Genomic DNA, 14,872 nt, shown 5'->3' with positions numbered 1-14,872 from the left:
CGGGCCCGAACTCAGATACGGGCTGTCCCCGGCGGCCTCAGATCCGCCCCCGGCACAGTTCGAGCACGGTCATCGCCAGCCCCGTGCCAGGCTTGCCGAGCGCCTCGCTGTAGTGGCCCAGGACCTCCATCTCGCGGGAGAGGTTCACCCGGCGCCCGCCCGATGTCATCCGGGCGTCCTGGATGACGGCGGACACCGCCATCCGTTCCTGGATCAGGCCGATGATCCGGTCGTCGAGGCTGTCGATGCGCTCACGCGCGCCGGTGATGACGCCCGCCGCCTCACCGGTGTGCGCGCCGGTGCTGTGCAGATCTGTGCTGTGCAGCTCAGTGCTGTGCAGCTCAGTGCCGTGCGTCTGGGGGCTGGGGTGGGTGCTGGTGCTCATGTGTCCGGAACTCCTTGCGGGGGTGCGGCCCCCGGAGCGGCATCGTCCGGAATGCACAGGCGCCCCGGACCTTGCCGGTCCGGGGCGCCTGGGGAAGTGCTTGTCAGTGGAGGATCAAGCAGCACGACCATGGCAGCCGGACGGGCCGGTGCCATAGGTAAAGACGAAGGTCAGCTGCTGATGCATGGGGCCATTATGGACGGCCTCCGGAGGGAGAGACAAGCCGGTTCCCGCGGCCCCGTTAGAATCGACATACAAGCCCCTGATACAAGACACCCTCCTTTCCGCCGGAAGGCCGCCCCGTGCCAGCAGCACCCCCCGCCGCCGCCCCCGAGGTCGTCCTCGTAGTCGACTTCGGCGCGCAGTACGCCCAGCTCATCGCCCGTCGCGTCCGTGAGGCGCGGGTCTACAGCGAGATCGTGCCGTCCACCATGCCGGTGGCCGAGATGCTGGCGAAGAACCCGAGGGCGATCATCCTCTCCGGTGGCCCGTCGTCCGTGTACGCGCCTGGCGCGCCCACCCTCGACCGGGCGCTCTTCGAGGCCGGGGTCCCCATCTTCGGCATGTGCTACGGCTTCCAGCTCATGGCGACCACCCTCGGCGGCACGGTCGACGACAACGGCGCCCGGGAGTACGGCCGGACCGCCCTCACCGTCTCCAAGTCCGCTTCGACCCTCTTCGAGGGCACCCCGGCCGAGCAGCCCGTGTGGATGTCGCACGGCGACGCCTGCTCGGCCGCCCCCGAGGGGTTCACGGTCACCGCGTCCACCGACGTCGTACCGGTCGCGGCCTTCGAGAACGACGAGAAGAAGCTGTACGGCGTCCAGTACCACCCCGAGGTGCTGCACTCCACCCACGGCCAGCAGGTCCTGGAGCACTTCCTCTACCGGGGCGCGGGCATCGAGCCGACCTGGACCACGACGAACGTCGTCGATGAGCAGGTCGCCCTGATCCGTGAGCAGGTCGGCACCAAGCGCGCCATCTGCGGGCTCTCCGGCGGTGTCGACTCCGCCGTCGCGGCCGCCCTGGTGCAGAAGGCCATCGGCTCCCAGCTGACCTGCGTGTACGTCGACCACGGGCTGATGCGCAAGGGCGAGACCGAGCAGGTCGAGAAGGACTTCGTCGCCGCCACGGGTGTCCAGCTCAAGGTGGTCGACGCCGAGGACCGCTTCCTGACCGCGCTCAAGGGTGTCTCCGACCCCGAGGAGAAGCGGAAGATCATCGGGCGTGAGTTCATCCGGGTCTTCGAGCAGGCCCAGGCGGAGATCATCGCCGACGCCGGCGAGGACGTCGCGTTCCTGGTGCAGGGCACGCTCTACCCGGACGTGGTCGAGTCCGGCGGCGGCACCGGCACCGCCAACATCAAGTCCCACCACAACGTGGGCGGGCTGCCCGACGACATCGAGTTCGAGCTCGTCGAGCCGTTGCGCCAGCTCTTCAAGGACGAGGTCCGGATGGTCGGCCAGGAGCTCGGCCTGCCGGACGAGATCGTCCAGCGCCAGCCCTTCCCTGGCCCCGGCCTCGGGATCCGCATCGTCGGAGAGGTCACCAAGGAGCGGCTCGACCTGCTGCGCGAGGCCGACGCCATCGCCCGTGAGGAGCTGACGGCGGCCGGTCTCGACCGCGAGATCTGGCAGTGCCCCGTGGTGCTGCTCGCGGACGTCCGCTCGGTCGGCGTCCAGGGCGACGGCCGCACCTACGGCCACCCGATCGTGCTGCGGCCCGTCTCGTCCGAGGACGCCATGACAGCGGACTGGACGCGCCTGCCGTACGAGGTGCTGGGCAGGATCTCGACGCGTATCACCAACGAGGTCTCCGATGTGAACCGTGTGGTGCTCGATGTGACGAGCAAGCCGCCGGGCACCATCGAGTGGGAGTGACCCGCGACCGGCCGAACCGAATGACGAGCGCCGCCGCACCGGACATCCGGTACGGCGGCGCTTCGCCGTTGTGCGAGGAGAGTTGTGCAGCGAGAGCGGTGCATGACGTTGTTCCCAGTACGACTCTGTTCTCTGCATGACTCTGTTCACCTGCGGTAACGCGCGGTAGCTTCCGGCCATGACTGAGATGCCAGCCCCGATACCGGCCTCCGCCCCCGGCTCCGCGCCCGCCCCCGTCCCCTCCCCGCACGCGCCCGCCGCCGCGCCCGCGCCCGTCCCGGTGGACCAGCTCCGGTTCGCGATGCCGCCGGTCCACGAGACGCTGGCCGAGGAGCGGCAGTACCGCAAGACGAGGCTCGCGGGGGCGCTGCGGCTGTTCGCGCGGTACGGGTACGAGGACGGCGTCTCGGGCCACATCACCGCCCGCGACCCGGGCTACCCCGACTGTTTCTGGGTGAACCCCTTCGGGGCGCCGCTCGCTGAGCTGGGGGAGTGCGATCTGATCCTGGCCAACGGCGACGGGCAGGTTGTCGAGGGCCGTCACCACGTCAACCAGGCCGCCTTCGCGGTGCACGCCCAGGTGCACCGGGCCAGGCCCGCGGTCGTCGCCGTCGCACACAGCCACTCGCTGCACGGGCGGGCGCTGTCCGCGCTGGGCGAGCTGCTCGACCCCATCACCCAGGAAGCCTGTGCGTTCTACGAGGACCACGCCCTCTACGACTCGTACACGGGCGTCGTCGTGGACGAGGAGGAGGGCCGCAGCATCGCCGCCGCGCTCGGCGAGCGCAAGGCGATCATCCTGCGCAACCACGGGCTGCTGACCGTGGGCGACTCGGTGGACGCGGCGGCCTGGTGGTTCCTCACCATGGAGCGCTCCTGCCAGGTCCAGCTCGCCGCGCGGGCCGCCGGGAAGCCCGTACTGATCGACCGCAGGAACGCGGTCGCCACCCGTGAGCAGCTGGGCAGCGATCTGGTGGCGTGGATCAACTACCAGCCGCTGTGGCGGCAGATCAGCGGAACCGGACCCGACGCGGGGGCGTGAACCGCTCCCGTACGGGCGCGTGGGCCTTCCGTACGGGCGCGCCCCCGCAGATGCCCGTCAACCTGACGTGCTGTCAATCACCCTGTCTGACCTGACCTGCTGCCGGTGCGGCCCCTTGAGTGCGGCACAATCCCCTTGAGTTGCAAGGAAGTTCAACGGTGTGCGGGAAGCGCACGGGGCGGGAAGAGGGCGGCGTTCTGCGTGGCGGTACAGGAAGCAAGACAGGGCGAAGGCCCGCACGCCGGGGCGCACGGCGGCGGGTGCACCTGCCCGGACTGCCCGCACGGCGCGCGTGAGGGGCACCGGCGCGCTGTTGCCGCGTTCCTCGCCCAGCGGGACGGACTGGCCGCCGGTGAGGGGCTGCCCGCCGGAGTCGCCCACTCGGCCGGGGCGTCGCGGCAGTGGGTGTCCGACGAACTGACGGAGTCGGCCCACGCGGTGGCCGATCGCGCCAGGGAGGCCGGTGAGGCGTGGTTCCAGCAGGTCTGGGTGCGCACGCTGCTGGTGGTGTGGGGGAGCGTGGTGGTCCTGGTGCTCGCCGAGGCGGTGACCGCGATCGGCGCGGGCTGGAGCACGGCCCGTACGGCGGGGCTGATCGCCGCCCTGCTCACCGCGGCCCTGCTGACCGGCGCGGCCCGCACGCACCGGGCGCGCGGTGGTCTGCTGGCCCCGGTGATCGGTGAGGACAACAGGCTCTCCACCTCCCGGGCGGTCGCCGTCGTGTGGGTGCTGTTCGCCGTCTTCTCCGTCCTGGTGCTCTCGCTCCAGCTCGCGGGGGCGTCGGGGCACGGCAGGCGCGACGCTCTGATCGCCGGACTCGGTCTGGCCCGCGGCGCCGGGCTGGTGACGGTGCTCGCGCTGGTCTGCGCCGTCGCCGTGGTGGTACGGCGGGTGGTCGCGCTGCGGGTGCTGGCCCAGAAGCTCCAGAAGGTGCGGGCCGACCGCCCGCGCGCCGCCGATCTCCTCACCGACGACTCCGGGCGCGGCAGCTTCGCGGATGTGCAGTACGTCCTGGTCAGCGCGGCCGCGGTGCTGTTCGCCGCGGTACGTCTGGCCCGCCGCCCCGATCAGCTGCCCGACCTCCCGTGGGGGCCGGCGCTCCTGGTGGTGGTCTCGGCCGTGACGTACTTCGCGGGCAAGTACGCGGAGGGCGGCAGGCCCGTGGTGCTCTCGGTGGTGAGGTCGCGGGAGGCCGGGGACCTGGACGCCCCGATCCGTACCGGCGACGACATCGAGATCCGCGGTGCGGGCTTCGTGCCGCCGGGGGCCGGGACCCCGGACCTGCTGGCCAGGATGGTGGTGCGGATCGGCACGGTGCACGTCCATGTGCCGCTGGTCCCGGTGCCGGGCGGTTTCGCCAATCCGTCGGACACGGCGCTCACGGTGCCCGTGCCGGTGGAGGTCGAGCCGGGCCGGGTCGAGGTACGCGTGGTGACGGCGGCCGGGGTGGAGACCGCGGCCTGCGAGATCGACGTGACGGACTGACGGACTGACGGACTGACGGACTGACGGACTGACGAGCTGCCGGACTGACGAGCTGCCGGGCTGGACGTGACGGGTTCGTTTTTTCGGCTCGTCAGCGGGTGAACTTCTCGATGGCCGCCGGGGTGACCGGGGTGAAGAAGTTGACGAGGTTGCCGTCGGGGTCGCGGAAGAGCAGCGACCGGTTGCCCCACGGCATCGTGGTGGGCCCGCTGACGAAGTCGGACACCAGGCCGTCCAGATCGCGGTGCACGCGGTCCACGTCATCGACGAGGAACTCGATGATCACGCTGTGGTTGTCCGCGGGCCGGGCGGAACCCGGCGCGAACAGCGGGACCGTGCGCGTACTGGCGATCGCCAGGGTGGCATGAGGGGTGCTGAGCTCGGCGAAGTCCTCGGTGGCCCAGGCCGCCCGCACCCCGGTGGCCTTCTCGTAGAACCCGACGAGGCGTGCCACGTCGCCGGTGATGATGCGAACCGAGACGAAATCCATGGTGTTCTCCCTGAACGTGGTGGTTGGTGGGGCCTGTGTTGTGCAGCCTAGGACGAATAGAGGACAGAATCGGTCCTGTATGAGCGTTAGGCTGCGGATATGTCCCGACCGACCGCACGTGTGCTGACTCTTCTGGAGCTGTTGCAGTCGGGCGGCATCCGGACCGTGGCCGAACTCGCCGACCGGCTCGGCGTCGAGGGACGGACCGTGCGGCGGTACGTGGACCAGCTGCTCGACCTCGATGTGCCGGTGGAGACGGTGCGGGGCCGCTACGGCGGATACCGCCTCGCCCCCGGATACCGGCTGCCGCCGCTCATGTTCAGCGACGACGAGGCGCTCGCCGTGCTGCTCGGCCTGGTCGCCGGCCGCCGGGCGGGGCTGATGACGGCGGCGGACACGGCGACCGAGACGGCGGCGGCCAAGATCCGCCGGGTCCTCCCCGCGCGTGTGGCCCGCAGGCTCGAAACGGTCCTGGAATCCCTGGCGTTCACGGCGCCGCCCGGCGAGTCCGCCGCGCCGGACTCCGATGTCCTGCTCACGATCGCCGACGCGGTACGCCACCGGCGCCCGGTCTCGGTCCGCTACACCGACCGTGAGGGCCGGCGCAGCGAGCGCCCGCTGCACCCGTACGGGATCGTCGCCCATTCCGGCCGGTGGTACGTCACCGGCGCAGACCCCTCGATCGGCGAGGACCGGACCTTCCGGCTCGACCGCATCGCGGCCGCGCGGGCCCTGCCCGGCTCGTTCGACGAACCTGCCGGAGCCGGGCCCGCCCAGCGCGTGCTGTCGGGGTTCGCCACGGCCGGGTACCGGTACGAGGTGGTCCTGCGGATCCGCGGCACGGCCGCCCAGATCCGCACCCGCCTGCCGGCCTCGGTGGCGACCGTCGAGGAGCCCGCGCCCGCGGGGCCGTCGGGCGACGGCGACGGCGACGACGGCGGACATGGCGGCGACGGTGACGGCCATGGCGGCCATGGCTACGACCGGGGGGATGGTGACAGCGACAGGGATGGCGACGGCGACGGCCATGGCGACGGTGATGGCCAAGGCGACGGCGACGGCTGGCTGTGCGTCACGCTGCGGGTGGAGAGCCTGGACTGGCTGCCGCCGGTGCTCGCCTCGCTCGACCTGCCGTTCGTCATCGAGCGCCCCGACGAGCTGCGCGGCCTCGTCATCGCACTCGCCGACCGCCTCGCGTCCCACGCCCGGCGCGCCTGACGCATCCGACGTACCTGACGCACGGGGCCCGAGCCCCTCGACGGGCACCCCGTCGGCAGGGCGCGACGGCACGGGACGCAAAATCAAGACTGCGTCTCGCCACACCGGCACGCGCTACGGAGCCATCACGGGGCAATCGGAGAGGCAGGACCGGACCATGGTTCAGGGATACCGGACGGGCACACCCATCGGGCTCGGCGGGAGTGTGCGCGGCCGGAACGGCCGCTGGAAGGAGACCGCCAGGCGGTACTCGCTGCTCCCGCTGCGGATCTTCCTCGGCGTCACCTTCCTGTACGCGGGTATCGACAAGCTCACCGACTCGGCCTTCCTGCACGCGACGGGCACCGGTTCCCTCGGCGAGCTCCTGCACTCCGTACGCGGCTCGGCGGCCGTCCCGGCGCTCGTGGACCTCGCCCTGAAGAGCCCGGCCGGTTTCGGCTACGCCATCGCCATCGGTGAAATCGCCGTCGGGATCGGCACCTTGCTCGGGCTGTACGGCCGGGTCGCGGCGCTCGGCGGCGCCCTGATCTCGCTGACCCTGTGGCTGACCGTGAGCTGGCAGTCCACGCCGTACTACTACGGCAACGACCTCGCCTACCTCATGGCCTGGCTGCCGCTCCTGCTCGCCGGGTCACCACTGCTCTCGGCCGACGCCCTTCTGGCCGCCCGTCGCCGAATGCCGTAACCGACCGTGCTGGCGATCCCGGCCAGCACCAGGCCGGCCGCGAGCATCGGCAGCGCGGCTACGGGCGGGATCCGCCAGAGGCCATCCGCGTCGCCGAGGTACACGGCCGCGATGCCCAGCAGCACCAGCCCCGCGACGGCCTTCCCCGGCCGGAACTCGTGCCGGAACTCCCGCCGCGGCCGACCGGGCCGCGACCCCGGCCTCGGCCCCGGCCCCGCCCCGTCCGTCCCTGCTCCGTCACCGTGCACGGGTCACCTCCGCCTGTCCCATGCCGACCTTCAGATGGAGGTCGACCGTGCCTCCCGCCCTGCCGCCGCTCTGCGGTGCCAGCGTCACCGTCCTGTCCCGGGCGGGGGAGATGTCGATGTCCTGCTGGTTCTCACCGGGCAACTGGATGTCGCCCAGCCCCACCTCCGCATGGAGCCGCACGGTCACATTCTTCGGTACGACGACCGCCGCCCGGCCCGCGCCGACCTCCACACGCGTACGGACGGACGTGCCCGGCGGGACGCTCAGCCGGCCGAGGTTCAGCGTGCCGACCCCCGAACCCACCTGGTACCCGGGGTGCACCGCCGACACCGAAGCGGGCCGCCAGTTCGTACGCATCCAGTGCGTGGTGACGGTCTTCGGCAGGGCGCTCACGCCCGCCAGCAGCGCCGTCGTGACCACCACGAGGAAGAGCGTGCCGGACCCCGTACGCCCGACGAACGAGCTGAGCAGCATGCCCAGGCCGAAGACGCCGAGCGCGCACGCAAGACCGATCTGCATGCTCGTGGTGACCGGAAAGCCGTCCCGGGAGACGCCGGTGCCGAGTGCGGCCGCGACCAGCGCGAACAGGAACAGCCGGCCGCCGATACCGCGCGGACCCCGGTTCGCGGCCGGGGCCGACCTGGCCGATCCGGCCGACCCGCGGGACAGCGGCGGGCCCGGTGCGATGTCCGAAGGGCCCCACAGATAGCCGGAACCGACCGGTCCCGTGGTGCCGTCCTTGATGATCGGGTCCCGCCACCAGGACGGGCCGGCCGGCGTCGGCGGTGCCTTCGTCTCCGGTGGCGCGTCCGGCACCTTCTGCCCGGCCGTCCGCTGGCCCGCCGGCTTCTGCCCCGGCGCCCGCTGCCCGGCGGCCGGTTCGGGTGCCTCCGGGGCGGTGAGCCCGCGCCGCTCCGACCAGACCGCGGAGCCCGCGGTGGCCAGCGACAGCAGGGCCGCGAAGACCAGCACCGTCACGTAGTGCAGCATCGACAGGAACAGCCCGCAGCCGATCAGCGCGAAGAGCACCGCGGCCATGGACGCGCCCTCGACCCGGCCGGTCAGCAGTCTGCGCGCCTCGTTCTCGTCCTCGTCGTCCAGCGGGATCAGCAGCCAGGCGAAACCGTAGAAGATCAGCCCGACCCCGCCGGTCGCCGCCAGCACACCGAGAACGACGCGGAAGATCACCGGATCCAGGTCGAAGTGCCGGCCGAGCCCGCCGCAGACCCCGGCGACCACCTTGTTGCTCCGGTGGCGCCGCAGCTGCGGTCGCGGCTCGTCCTGCTGCTGCGGCGGGGTGGTCGGCGGCGGGGTCGTCATACCCCCATGGTGACGGTCGTTCCCCGCGGGCGGGGCCCGCGACGACCCTGGCCGATCCCTGATTTCGTCCCCCCGAACCAGGGGGTTTTCCCTGATGCCCGCGGTGGCCCGTCCATGTGACGATCGAACCATGCCAGTCGCCCCGCCCCGCGCCGCGGGTGCCGCAGCCGAAGCCCCGGACGAGCCCGCGCCGCGCAAGCTGTACCGCAGTGCCGAAGGGCGGATGCTGGGCGGCGTCGCGCGCGGGCTCGCCGGACATCTGGGCGTGCCGGTCTCCTGGGTACGGGCCGCGTTCATCGTGCTGTTCGCTCTGGAGGGACTGGGGGCGCTGCTGTACGCCGCGTTCTGGTTCGTCGTGCCGCTCGGCGCCGGCGGGGTCGAGCAGCGCGGTGTGCCGTCGGCGTTCGAGGAGTCCCAGGACGGCCGCCGCCGGCTGCGCAAGCCCGACCGGGGCCAGATCGTCGCCCTCATCGCGCTGATCATCGGCGTGGCGGCCTTCGTCGGGAACGTGGACATCGGGGGCGCCGCCAGCCCGTACATCTGGCCCGTGCTGCTCATCGGCGCCGGTGTCGTCCTCGTCTGGCGCCAGGCGGACAACACCCGCCGTGCGCACTGGGCCGAGGTCGGCCGCAGCAGCAGGCTGCTTCCGCTGGGCCGCGCGCTGGCCGGTGTGGTGCTGGTCGGCGCCGGGCTCGCCGCCTTCATCGTGATCCGCGGCTCGTCGGCGCAGCTCGGCAATGTCCTGACCGCCGCACTGGCCGTGGTCGCCGGGATCGCGCTGCTCGCCGGGCCGTGGCTGATCCGGATGACCCAGGACCTCTCCCAGGAGCGGCTGATGCGGATCCGCGCCCAGGAGCGCGCGGAGGTCGCGGCCCACGTCCACGACTCGGTGCTGCACACGCTCACCCTGATCCAGCGCAACGCGGAGCAGCCGGGCGAGGTCCGCAGGCTGGCCCGTGCGCAGGAGCGGGAACTGCGCGCCTGGCTCTACCGCCCCGAGGGCACGGGCAAGGACAAGGACGACGAACCCGAGACCCTCGCCGACGCCGTCAAGCAGTCCGCCGCCGAGGTCGAGGACAAGCACGGGGTGCCGCTGGAAGTGGTGGTCGTCGGGGACTGCCCGCTGGACGAGAAGCTGTCGGCCCAGATGCAGGCGGCACGCGAGGCCATGGTCAACGCGGCCAAGTACGGTGGCGAGGGCGGTGCCGTACAGGTGTACGCGGAAGTCGAGGGCCGTACCGTCTTCGTGTCGGTACGCGACCGGGGGCCCGGCTTCGATCTCGACGCGGTGCCCGGCGACCGGATGGGCGTAAGAGAATCGATCATCGGCCGTATGCAGCGCAACGGCGGTACGGCAAGCCTGCGTTCCGCTCCCGACGGCGGCACCGTAGTGGAACTGGAGATGGAGCGAGCATGACCGACCCCACCGACCGAACCGACACCACCGACCGCGCGGACAGCCCGGACGCCACCGGCAGTCCCGACGTCACCGGCAGCCCCGACGCCACCGGCACGGCCCACCCGGCCGGGGGCCCGGCGCCCCGCAGGGTCCGGGTCGTTCTCGTGGACGACCACCGGATGTTCCGCACGGGGGTGCAGGCGGAGATCGGCAGGACCGAGTCGACAGGTGTCGAGGTCGTCGGTGAGGCGGCCGATGTCGACCAGGCGGTCAGCGTCATCAAGGCGACCCGCCCCGAGGTCGTCCTCCTCGACGTCCATCTGCCGGGCGGCGGCGGCGTCGAAGTGCTGCGCCGCTCCGCCGCGCTGATGTCCGACCCGGAGAACCCGGTCCGCTTCCTCGCCCTGTCCGTGTCGGACGCGGCGGAGGACGTGATCGGTGTCATCAGGGGCGGCGCCCGCGGCTACGTCACCAAGACGATCACCGGGACCGACCTGGTCGATTCGGTCTTCCGGGTCCAGGACGGCGACGCGGTCTTCTCCCCGCGCCTCGCCGGGTTCGTCCTCGACGCGTTCGCGTCCACGGACGCACCGCCGGTCGACGAGGACATGGACCGGCTGACGCAGCGCGAGCGGGAGGTGCTGCGTCTCATCGCGCGCGGATACGCGTACAAGGAGATCGCCAAGCAGCTGTTCATCTCGGTGAAGACGGTCGAGTCGCATGTCTCGGCGGTGCTGCGCAAGCTCCAGCTGTCGAACCGCCACGAACTGACCCGCTGGGCGACCGCGCGCCGGCTGATCTGACCGGCGGCAGCGGTCGTCGCCGGCTGATCCGACCGGCAGGGGCGTAGGCGGCAGACGGCCGGCAGTCGGCGGGCCGGCCGCCGGCCCTCATGGGCGGGGCGGGTCCGGGTTCGGTGGCCTGCCGCGGCGGGGGAGCGCGCCCGCGTCGCGCGGCAGGCGGCCGGCGTCGGAGAGGGCTTTGCGGAGCAGGAACTCGATCTGGGCGTTGGCGCTGCGGAGTTCGTCCGCCGCCCAGCGTGCCAGGGCGTCGTGCACCGACGGGTCCAGCCGCAGCAGCACCTGTTTGCGCGGCCTGGCGGCGCGCCGCGGCGCCGGACCCGAGGGTTCCGCGGCGTCGGCGCTCTCCTCGCTCACTGGTAGAGGGAACCGGTGTTCAGGACCGGCTGGACCGCACGGTCGCCGCACAGCACCACCATCAAGTTGCTGACCATGGTGGCCTTCCGCTCCTCGTCCAGGTCCACGATGCCCTGTTCGCTGATCCGGACCAGGGCCTGCTCGACCATACCGACCGCGCCCTCGACGATCTGCTGACGGGCCGCGACGACCGCCCCGGCCTGCTGGCGCTGGAGCATCGCGGAGGCGATCTCGGGCGCGTACGCGAGGTGGCTGAACCGGGACTCGATGATCCGGACCCCCGCGGCCCTGACCCGGGCCGTCAGCTCCAGCGACAGCTTCTCGGTGATCTCGTCCGCGTTGCCGCGCAGGGACAGCGCGTCCTCGTCGTGGGCGTCGTAGGGGTACTCGATGGCGATGTGGCGGACCGCCGACTCGGTCTGGGTCGCGATGAACTTGCGGTAGTCGTCCACCTCGAACAGCGCCTGCGCGGTGTCCTCGACCTTCCACACGACGACCGCCGCCAGCTCGATCGGGTTGCCGTAGGCGTCGTTGACCTTCATGACCGAGGTCTCGTTGTTCCGCACCCGGGTGGAGATCTTCTGCGCACTGGTCAGCGGATTCACCCAGCGCAGCCCGTCCTGCCGGAGCGTGCCCACGTACCGCCCGAACAGCTGGATGACGCGGGCCTCGCCTGGGGCGACCATCTTCACGCCGGTCATGCAGAACAGCGAGCCGAGCAGGACGACGATGCCCACCACGATCAGGGCCGCCCGTGTGCCGCCGCTGTCCGTGACGCCGCCGCCGATGAGAAGCCCGAGCCCCACCACCACGCCGAGCAGGGTCAGCAGCAGCGCCGCACCGCCGGCGATGCCGTGCGCCTGGGTCTCGTGCACATGCGGGGCCGGCATGTCGGGGGCGTCCGCCTCCAGCCCGGCCGCGGTGGTCGTGGTCCTGCTCGGCGTGGTCCCGTCGGGCGTGGGCCGGCCAGCGGGTGTCGGGTCCTGTCCGGATGTTCCAGTCATGGTGTGCTCCCTCGTTGGGTTTCGGCCTCGGGGGCGGTCGGCCCCTCACCCAGTCGTGATGACTACGGATAATCAAAGTGATATCTAATTTAAGCACGGTGCCGCGGACTGCGACACCCCGGAGTCACGGGTGTACGGGTATGGGCAGGTACGGGCAGAGATGGCCAGCGCCGCGCAGGGAACGGGCGTATACCGTACGTGTTGCGTCATCGCCGTACGTGACCACGTAAAAAGGGTGCAAAACAGGTAACCTCCAACCCCAATAGGGCATCTTTCCCCACGTGATGAGCCTGACGGGAACCCCGTTCTTCCTCACCGCGATCGCCATGATGGGCGTCGCGGTGCTGCTGCCCCTGCTGCTGTGGGGGCGCGTCGCCGGCCCCGCGGCCGTACGCGGTGCGGCCCGGCTGGTGATGGTGTTGTTCGCGCAGGCGACCGCGGTGCTGGTCGTCTTCGTCGCGGTGAACAACAGCAACGGCCTGTACGACAACTGGGCCGACCTGCTCGGCACCGGCAACCACGTGGTCGCCGCACCCGACCTCGGCGCCGACGGCCTCGGCGGACGGCAGCTGGCATCAGAACCGCACCAGCGGGCCGTGTTCAAGCCGGTGAACGACCCGCGCATGGGGCACGGAGTGCGCCGCACGGTGATGACCGGGCAGGTGTCGGGGGTGCGCGGCGAGGTGTACGTCTGGCTGCCGCCCGAGTACAACGAACCCGCCTACCGCCACCACTCCTTCCCGGTGGTCGAGCTGCTCTCCGGGTTCCCCGGCACGGCGAAGGCGTGGTTCTCCAGCCTCGGCGCGGAGAAGCAGCTGGCGCCGATGATGGAGCGCGGTGTGGTCGCCCCCTTCATCCTGGTGTCGCCGCGCACCTCGCTCCTGGGCAGCCAGGACACCGGCTGCGCCAATGTGAGCGGGGTGATCAACGCGGACACCTGGCTGAGTGTCGACGTGCCGAGAATGGTGACCGACACCTTCCGGGCGAAGCGCGGGGCGGCCGGCTGGGCGGTCGCCGGTTACTCGGCGGGGGCGCACTGCGCCGTGAAGCTGGCGCTGGCGCACCCCGACCGCTACCACGCGGCGGCCGGGCTCTCCGGGTACAACGACCCCGCGGCCGAGCGCGCCTCCATCACCGCCAAGGACCCGGCGCTGCGGCGTACGAACAATCCGCTGTGGATCCTGCGGCACGCCAAGAAACCGCCGCGCGTCTCCCTCTTCATCTCCGGTGCGCCCCACGACGGTTACCGGGACGGCCTGGCCCTGCGCGCCGCGGCCAAGCGGCCCACGTCGGTCGAGGTCGTCCCGGTGACGGGCGGGCACAGCCTGGCGGTCTGGCGCAAGCAGGTGCCTGATGTCTTCACCTGGCTGAGCGCGCAGTTCACACCGGGGGCCCGTACGGGCGCACCGATCGGTCAGGTGCCCGCGACCGGCCGTGTCGCGCCCGCGAAGGGCATCTGACCGATCGGCGCGAGCCGTACGGGTGCGCCGGGGTGCGGGGCGTGGATCATCCGGCCGTTGCCCACATAGATGCCGACGTGGCTGATGCCCGAGTAGAAGAACACCAGGTCGCCGGGGGCCAGTTCGGAGCGGCTCACCCGCTGCCCGGAGTTGATCTGGGTGTACGTGGTGCGCGGGAGCGACACCCCCGCCGAGCGGTACGCGGCCTGGGTCAGCCCCGAACAGTCGAAGGACGAGGGCCCGGTGGCCCCCCAGACGTACGGCTTGCCGAGCGCGCTGTAGGCGAAGGCGACCGCCCGCGCCGCCCGTGAGCCGGGGGCGGCGACCGGGCCGCGCACGGCCGACCGGTCGGCGGCCTGCGCGGCTGCGGACCTGTCGGCGCCCAGGGACCCGGACTGCGCCCCGGACCGGGACCCGCCCTGCGACTCGTACTGCGAGCGCTCGGACGCCGACAGCCGGGAGAGCAGTGCCTCGGCCGCGCGGATCTTGCTCTGCACGGTGGTCTTCTGCTTCTTCAGGCCGGCCTGCTGGGTCCGCAGCCTGCTGAGGGTGGAGTCCGCCTCGGAGTGCAGCTGGGCGAGCTGCCCGATCTGCCGCCGCACCCCGGTGACCTCGGCGGCCTGCTGGTCGCCCACGCGCTCCACATAGGCGGCCCGGTCCAGGTACTGCGCCGGGTCGGAGGAGAGGAAGACCTGCAGCGACGGGTCGATGGCGCCGGCGCGGTACTGGGCCGATGCCGTCGAACCGAGCGCTGAGCGCGCCGTGTTGAGCTGCTCCGTGCGGCGGGCGGCCTGGTCGCGCAGCGAGCGCAGGGACTTCTCCGACGCCGCGGTCTTCTCCTTCGCCCCGTCGTACTTCTCGGTGGCGGTCTCCGCCTCCTGGTACAGCTTGTCGACCTGGGCCTTGACCTGCGCGGGGGTCAGGCGTGGTGCCGCCTGACCGACGCCCTGGAAGGCGGTGGCGGACGCGGCTCCCGCGAGGGTGAGAGTCGCGGCGGTCCGGGCCGCGGGGCCGGTGAGCGGGCGCTGCCTGGGCTTTCGGTGAGCGGCCACGGGGGCGGTCACGTCCTTCCGTACGTCCTTGCCGGATCTCTCGGCG

Annotated in this window: 14 protein-coding genes; 8 read left to right on the top strand and 6 right to left on the bottom strand. The window is 71.9% G+C overall.

Going from position 1 to position 14,872, the window contains the following annotated elements; translation table 11 throughout:
- Positions 1–37: 37 nt before the first annotated feature.
- Positions 38–385, bottom strand: coding sequence for a chorismate mutase (locus OG510_RS14350; protein WP_406137165.1), 348 nt, complete (start codon positions 383–385; stop codon positions 38–40).
- 302 nt (positions 386–687) lie between these two features.
- Here OG510_RS14350 and guaA point away from each other — a divergent pair, with 302 nt between their 5' ends.
- From guaA to OG510_RS14335, 3 genes are all read left to right on the top strand, one after another.
- A complete protein-coding gene (gene guaA, locus OG510_RS14345; protein ID WP_406137163.1) occupies positions 688–2,265 on the top strand; it encodes a glutamine-hydrolyzing GMP synthase in 1,578 nt (525 codons plus the stop codon).
- A 187-nt stretch (positions 2,266–2,452) separates the two neighbouring features.
- Positions 2,453–3,307, top strand: coding sequence for a class II aldolase/adducin family protein (locus OG510_RS14340; protein WP_406142396.1), 855 nt, complete (start codon positions 2,453–2,455; stop codon positions 3,305–3,307).
- Between the two features lie 201 nt (positions 3,308–3,508).
- Positions 3,509–4,792, top strand: coding sequence for a hypothetical protein (locus OG510_RS14335; RefSeq protein WP_406137161.1), 1,284 nt, complete (start codon positions 3,509–3,511; stop codon positions 4,790–4,792).
- A gap of 91 nt (positions 4,793–4,883) precedes the next feature.
- Here OG510_RS14335 and OG510_RS14330 read toward each other — a convergent pair whose 3' ends face one another.
- Positions 4,884–5,282: a VOC family protein gene (locus tag OG510_RS14330; RefSeq protein WP_406137159.1), complete on the bottom strand. Its 399-nt coding sequence runs from the start codon at positions 5,280–5,282 to the stop codon at positions 4,884–4,886.
- 99 nt (positions 5,283–5,381) lie between these two features.
- Between OG510_RS14330 and OG510_RS14325 the strand changes: the two genes are divergently transcribed.
- A complete protein-coding gene (locus tag OG510_RS14325) occupies positions 5,382–6,500 on the top strand; it encodes a helix-turn-helix transcriptional regulator (protein ID WP_406137157.1) in 1,119 nt (372 codons plus the stop codon).
- A gap of 157 nt (positions 6,501–6,657) precedes the next feature.
- A complete protein-coding gene (locus OG510_RS14320) occupies positions 6,658–7,185 on the top strand; it encodes a DoxX family protein (protein WP_406137155.1) in 528 nt (175 codons plus the stop codon).
- A gap of 237 nt (positions 7,186–7,422) precedes the next feature.
- Here the strand turns inward: OG510_RS14320 and OG510_RS14315 are convergent, their stop codons facing one another.
- Positions 7,423–8,754, bottom strand: a complete 1,332-nt coding sequence (locus OG510_RS14315) for a PspC domain-containing protein (RefSeq protein WP_406137153.1) — start codon at positions 8,752–8,754, stop codon at positions 7,423–7,425.
- Between the two features lie 130 nt (positions 8,755–8,884).
- Here OG510_RS14315 and OG510_RS14310 point away from each other — a divergent pair, with 130 nt between their 5' ends.
- Both OG510_RS14310 and OG510_RS14305 read left to right on the top strand, forming a co-directional pair.
- A complete protein-coding gene (locus tag OG510_RS14310; RefSeq protein WP_406137151.1) occupies positions 8,885–10,171 on the top strand; it encodes a PspC domain-containing protein in 1,287 nt (428 codons plus the stop codon).
- The gene (locus OG510_RS14305) at positions 10,168–10,956 is read left to right on the top strand and encodes a LuxR C-terminal-related transcriptional regulator (RefSeq protein WP_406137149.1); all 789 of its coding nucleotides are present in this window, start codon (positions 10,168–10,170) and stop codon (positions 10,954–10,956) included. Before OG510_RS14310 ends, OG510_RS14305 begins: the two co-directional genes overlap by 4 nt.
- An 87-nt stretch (positions 10,957–11,043) precedes the next feature.
- Here OG510_RS14305 and OG510_RS14300 read toward each other — a convergent pair whose 3' ends face one another.
- On the bottom strand, positions 11,044–11,310 hold the full coding sequence (locus OG510_RS14300; RefSeq protein WP_406137147.1) for a hypothetical protein: 267 nt from the start codon (positions 11,308–11,310) through the stop codon (positions 11,044–11,046).
- Positions 11,307–12,200 (bottom strand): SPFH domain-containing protein, encoded by an 894-nt coding sequence (locus OG510_RS14295; protein WP_406142395.1) that lies wholly within the window; start codon positions 12,198–12,200, stop codon positions 11,307–11,309. Before OG510_RS14295 ends, OG510_RS14300 begins: the two co-directional genes overlap by 4 nt.
- A gap of 398 nt (positions 12,201–12,598) precedes the next feature.
- On the opposite strand from OG510_RS14295, the gene OG510_RS14290 reads away from it, so the two are divergent.
- Positions 12,599–13,774, top strand: coding sequence for an alpha/beta hydrolase (locus tag OG510_RS14290; RefSeq protein ID WP_406137145.1), 1,176 nt, complete (start codon positions 12,599–12,601; stop codon positions 13,772–13,774).
- Here the strand turns inward: OG510_RS14290 and OG510_RS14285 are convergent.
- Positions 13,729–14,826 (bottom strand): NlpC/P60 family protein, encoded by a 1,098-nt coding sequence (locus tag OG510_RS14285; protein ID WP_406142394.1) that lies wholly within the window; start codon positions 14,824–14,826, stop codon positions 13,729–13,731. The two genes, OG510_RS14290 and OG510_RS14285, sit on opposite strands and share 46 nt — an antisense overlap.
- Between the last annotated feature and the right edge of the window lie 46 nt (positions 14,827–14,872).

This window comes from Streptomyces sp. NBC_01089, from assembly GCF_045162975.1.
Classification (GTDB): domain Bacteria; phylum Actinomycetota; class Actinomycetes; order Streptomycetales; family Streptomycetaceae; genus Streptomyces.
The sequence above is the reverse complement of the archived record's forward strand: the minus strand, read 5'-3'. Positions and strand labels throughout refer to the sequence as shown.